The organism is Nodosilinea sp. LEGE 07298 (assembly GCF_015207265.1).
Lineage (GTDB): Bacteria > Cyanobacteriota > Cyanobacteriia > Phormidesmidales > Phormidesmidaceae > Nodosilinea.
Genome location: NZ_JADEXE010000411.1, coordinates 1 through 4886 on the forward strand (window position 1 = coordinate 1; position 4886 = coordinate 4886).

A 4886-nucleotide genomic window follows, 5' to 3' on the forward strand; every position below is an offset into this window, starting at 1 on the left:
CATCCACCCTCACCCCTGATGTGCGCCAGCAAATCAACGCCATCCTCTCCCAGGGCTATCGCCTGGGCATAGAGCATGTCGATAAGCGGCGGTTTCAAACCAACGCCTGGCAGAGCGGCCCCGCCATCTCCGGGCAGGATGCTGCCACCGCCAGTACCGCAGTGGAACGCTGCCTGGGCGACTACGCTCAGGACTACGTGCGGCTAATCGGGATCGATCCCAAGACCAAGCAGCGGGTGATGGAGCAAATTATTCAGCGGCCAGGGCGTTAGGGCCAATCCACGCTCAGAGCGATCGCGTAATCTGAAGCGCCTGCTCCAGCACCTCGATCGCTTTCTGGCGCTCGGAGTCGCCAGCACCCCCGGTCAAGAAACTGGCCAGGTTGGCTAGCAGGCTCTGGAACAACCCCCTCTCTGCCGGGGCGGTAGGGCCGTAGGCCTGGGCGATCGCAATCAACGCCTGGGCCTTGTAAATGTCGTCAGTAATGGACTGCGCGACTTGAAGGGCCGAGTCAAACTGCTTTTGCTGAGCCAGCTCACGGGCAATGGCGGGTCGCAAATAGTCTAACTGGCCAGCGGCGGCCTGCTCAGGCTGCCCTGCTTTTGCATAAGCCAGGGCTACATCGGCAGCAAAGCCTTCTAGCTCGCTAGTTTTGACCACCTCTAGGGCCTGTTCAGGCTGTTCGGCCTCAAGATAGCCAACGGCCACCTCCGACGCCACGCCCTGCACTGACTGCGTCTGCACTATCTCCCAGGCCTGGTCGGGCTGGTTTTGGGCTAGGTAGTATCTGGCCAACTCGGTTAGCGCTAAGTTTAAATTTTCTTGGCCTGTCGATCGCGCCAGGGCGATCGCTGCGTCAAGATCATCGGCGGCAGCATGGGCGATCGTAGCCTCTCGTACTACCCCAGCTCGGGCGTTTGCCGACTGAATAGAGGCGTTAATGTTTAGCCCCCGGTCGATGTCGCCCAGCTTGATGTAGCCATTAGCAACTCTGCTCAAGGCGTCATCTCGGGTTTGCGTCTCGCCCTTGGGCATCGCCTCAGCCGCCGCCAGGGCAGTGGCCAAAATCGCTTCAGCTTCAGGCTGCTGACCCAGATCGGCGTACTGTAGGGCGGCATCGACCCAATAGACAAACCGATCGGCTGGAAAAGGACTCGCTAAGGTTTCGATTTGGGGCCTGATCTGAGCCAGCAGCTCAAGCGCCTGGGGCTGCGCCTGAGCGGCCACCAGTTCTCGCGAAATCGACAGGATGGCATTGAGCTGCGACGAAGCAGCGTCCTCTGATTGGGCCAAATCAAACGTGCTGCTGCTCTCTAGGGCCTGCTCTAACACCCTCTGAGCCTGATCGCTATGGCCAGCTAGTCGCAGCCGATTGGCCATAACGGTCAGCATTTGGGTGGCGTAAAACGAATCCTCTATGCCTTTGGCTAGGTCAATGGCCTGATTCAGCAGATTTCTAGCCCGCCTGGGCTGACCGGCCTCAAACAAGTCACCGGCTAGTTCCGCCATCAGCATTGGCTCTTTTAGGCCCTGACTCAGCTCAATAGCCAGCTCAAGGTGTCCATCCTCAGCGTACTCATGGGCTCGGTTGACCAACGACTCGGTCGGCGAGGTAGCGCTGCCGCTACAGCCTGTGGCTTCCTGGGTCTGGGCCGTTTGAATGGCCTTTGCTAGTAGCGTTTTGCCCTGCTCGTTTTGTCCCACTAGGCGATAGCCGCCTGCCACCTTAGTCAAGGGGTTGGCCTGAAAGCAAATATCTGTCATCTCTGCAACGGATCGCTGTGCCTGATCTAAAACGTCAAGCGATCGCTGGGATTGTTCTAAATCGGCGTATTGAAAGGCAATATCCGCTAGTAGTCTTGCCTGCATATCCTGGTTTTGGGCGGCTACTGCTTCACCGCCTGAGTAAATAACAGCAGTCAGCCCAAAGACCACTGACATAAATTGTTTTTGTTTTGGCTGTAGAATCATGGCCTATGTCCTAAGCGCGCTGGTCAAAGCTATAGATGCCAAAGACAGCATCAAGGGGCAGTTTGAGCCCCGATCGCACTTAGCTCATAGAAAATTTGTCGCCCTTGGCACAGCGTATTAGCTGCCGCCCCTCATATCGCCTCACATACGAGACAATCATGCAGCAGCTTCAGATCCAACGGCCTTAAGTGGCTGACGACGACAACACCGGAGCGGATCGCTCGTCCCCAAGAAACCGGGTTGCTGGGCCAGAGACGGTAACCCTGGCGGCCTCTCAAAGAACCCGCTCTTTAGGGACGCCAAACACCACCCCATCTAAAGTAATGCTCGGTAGTTCCTCTGGACGATCGCAACGTTCCTCTGCAACCGTGCGAGGTTCCTCTAGGCGATCGCGCCGTTCCTTTGCAACGTCCCCTTGTTTCTTTGCAACGTCCCCTTGTTCCTTTGCGCGATCGCGCCGCTCCTTTGCAACATCTCCCTGTTGCTTTGTGCGATCGCGATGTTTCTTTGCAACGTCCCCTTGTTGCTTTGTGCGATCGCGATGTTTCTTTGCAACGTCCCCTTGTTGCTTTGTGCGATCGCGCCGTTCCTTTGCAACGTCCCCCTGTTGCTCAAGAACAATGAACCGGCAAGCCCAGCGTTGGGAGCAGGCTAGCTGCCCCGATAGGTGCTGTACGACCAGGGCGACACCAGCAGCGGCACATGAAAATTGCCGCTGGGGTCGGCCACCGTAAAGCGAACCGGAATTTGGTCTAAGAATGGTGGCTCGGAGAGAGCCGCCCCCGTCTGAGCGAAGTAGGCCGCCACATCAAACGTAATTTCATAGGTGCCTTTTTGCAGCTCGTCGCCATCGAGCAGTGGCTCGTCGGTGCGGCCTTCGCTGTTGGTTTCTACAGTCTTGAGCGCTGTTTTAATGTCGGCTTCATTATTAATGGCCCAGACTGTTAGCCGCAGCGAGGCGGCGGGCTTACCCAGGGCTGTGTCGAGAACGTGGGTGGAGAGTCTGCCCATTGTGGTGATGAATCATGGCAAATAGCTACAGACAAAGCATATAGTAAGAAGCCCTTGGATGGAGGCCTAAGAGAGCCCATCTCAAAAAATATCCCGTTTAAGGACACCAACCCGCCCAAATGGGTCGATCGCGGTAAATCCTCAGAATTGTTCGTTAGCCTGAACTTTAGCCAACCGGGCACCTCTAGGTAGATCTAAGCCCGTTCCATCGTTACTTTGGATACTATGACTTCTTCCTCAAATCCCCAGTCTAATCAGCCCTTACCCTACAGCCGCAGGCATCTGCTCAGGGCCATAGCCGGGGGTGGACTGGGGACGATCGCCATGGTTTTTCTGCGGCCTGCTGCCGCCGCTGGCCAAGACCTAGAAGAACTGTGCTCCATGTTTCCGCAAAATTCTCGCTGCCTCGACTACTTACCGGGGGTGCAGGCGCTGGATGCAGAAGGGGATGCGATCGCCCTCGATACCTTCTTGCCTACTACTTCGCCAGGCGTGCCGCAGCCGGTTCAGGGGTTGCCCAGCGTTACCTATTTGGTGATTGAATCGGGGCCAGCGATCGCCCCCTACGGCATTCGCCCCGTCTGCCCCCACCGGGGCTGCGCCGTGATCTGGCAGGCTGACCAAAACCGCTTTGCCTGCCCCTGCCACGGCTCTAAGTTTGACGCCCAGGGACGACGGCTGCGGGGGCCTGCCCGCCAATCACTGCCGCTCGTCACGGTAGTAGAACGGCAAAACCAAATTCGCCTCATCGACCGAGCCCCGGCCATCGATCCGCGCTAAACGATCTGCGCTAAGTCTTGCCCATCAACGTTTGCGAGGAGAGGTAATTCTAGAATTGGCCTAGAACGCCACCTACCGACTTTTGGGGCAATGGTTGATAATAGGTGATCTCTGTCGCAATCCCGTTCTAACGCCCCATGTCTAGCACCTTTCTCGATCGCCTCCACAGCCCCGATCGCCCGGTGATGGTTTTTGACGGTGCCATGGGTACCAACCTCCAGGTGCAAAACCTTACCGCAGACGACTTTGGCGGCCCTGAGTACGAAGGCTGTAACGAATACCTGGTGTTCACAAATCCCAGGGCGGTCGAGATCGTCCACCGAGGGTTCCTCGAAGCTGGGGCCGACGTGATTGAAACCGACACCTTCGGCGGCACCTCGATTGTGCTGGCCGAATACGACCTGGCCGATCGCGCCTACGAACTCAACAAAACCGCCGCCGCCCTGGCCCGCCGCGTCGCTGATGAGTATTCCACCCCAGAAAAGCCCCGCTTTGTTGCGGGCTCTATGGGGCCGGGCACCAAGCTACCCACCCTCGGCCACATTGACTTCGATACGCTGAAAGATGCCTACGTGGAGCAGGCGAAGGGGCTAATCGACGGCGGCGCTGACCTGATGCTGGTCGAAACCTGCCAGGACGTGCTGCAAATCAAAGCTGCCCTCAACGGGATTGAAGAAGCCTTTACCGCCACCGGTACCCGTCTGCCCCTGATGGTCTCCGTCACCATGGAGCAGCAGGGCACCATGCTGGTCGGCACCGAAATGGCGGCGGCCCTGACCATTCTCGAACCCTACCCGATCGACATTTTGGGCCTCAACTGCGCCACCGGCCCCGACCTGATGAAAGACCACGTGCGCCACCTGGCCGAGCAGTCGCCCTTCGTGATCTCCTGCATTCCCAACGCCGGTCTGCCCGAAAACGTGGGCGGCAATGCTGTTTACCATCTGTCGCCAATGGAGCTGCGGATGTCGCTGATGCACTTCATCGAAGACCTGGGGGTGCAGGTGATCGGCGGCTGTTGCGGCACCCGGCCTGAGCACATTGCCCAGCTGGCGGAACTGGCGCAGGATTTGCGACCGAAGGAAAGGGCTGTGCGGGGGAGCGGGGGAGCAGAGGAGCAGGGG

The 4886-nt window shown here is 58.1% G+C and carries 5 protein-coding genes; 3 read left to right on the plus strand and 2 right to left on the minus strand.

What is annotated here, in order from left to right; all coding sequences use genetic code 11:
• Positions 1 to 272: ribulose bisphosphate carboxylase small subunit (locus tag IQ273_RS30540; RefSeq protein WP_194026853.1), on the plus strand; the 272-nt coding region annotated here is incomplete at its 5' end.
• A gap of 13 nt (positions 273 to 285) precedes the next feature.
• Here the strand turns inward: IQ273_RS30540 and IQ273_RS30545 are convergent.
• A complete protein-coding gene (locus IQ273_RS30545) occupies positions 286 to 1971 on the minus strand; it encodes a hypothetical protein (RefSeq protein WP_194026854.1) in 1686 nt (561 codons plus the stop codon).
• 651 nt (positions 1972 to 2622) lie between these two features.
• Positions 2623 to 2982, minus strand: a complete 360-nt coding sequence (gene uraH, locus IQ273_RS30550; RefSeq protein ID WP_194026855.1) for a hydroxyisourate hydrolase — start codon at positions 2980 to 2982, stop codon at positions 2623 to 2625.
• Between the two features lie 225 nt (positions 2983 to 3207).
• Between uraH and IQ273_RS30555 the strand changes: the two genes are divergently transcribed.
• On the plus strand, positions 3208 to 3762 hold the full coding sequence (locus IQ273_RS30555) for a Rieske 2Fe-2S domain-containing protein (RefSeq protein WP_194026856.1): 555 nt from the start codon (positions 3208 to 3210) through the stop codon (positions 3760 to 3762).
• Between the two features lie 137 nt (positions 3763 to 3899).
• Positions 3900 to 4886 (plus strand): homocysteine S-methyltransferase family protein (locus IQ273_RS30560; RefSeq protein WP_194026857.1); only part of this gene is annotated, 987 nt, incomplete at its 3' end.

Excerpts from the sequence above, each read along its gene's own strand:
- IQ273_RS30545 (WP_194026854.1), bottom strand. The coding sequence starts at position 1,971 with ATGATTCTACAGCCAAAACAAAAACAATTTATGTCAGTGGTCTTTGGG.
- uraH (WP_194026855.1), bottom strand. The coding sequence starts at position 2,982 with ATGGGCAGACTCTCCACCCACGTTCTCGACACAGCCCTGGGTAAGCCC.
- IQ273_RS30555 (WP_194026856.1), top strand. The coding sequence starts at position 3,208 with ATGACTTCTTCCTCAAATCCCCAGTCTAATCAGCCCTTACCCTACAGC.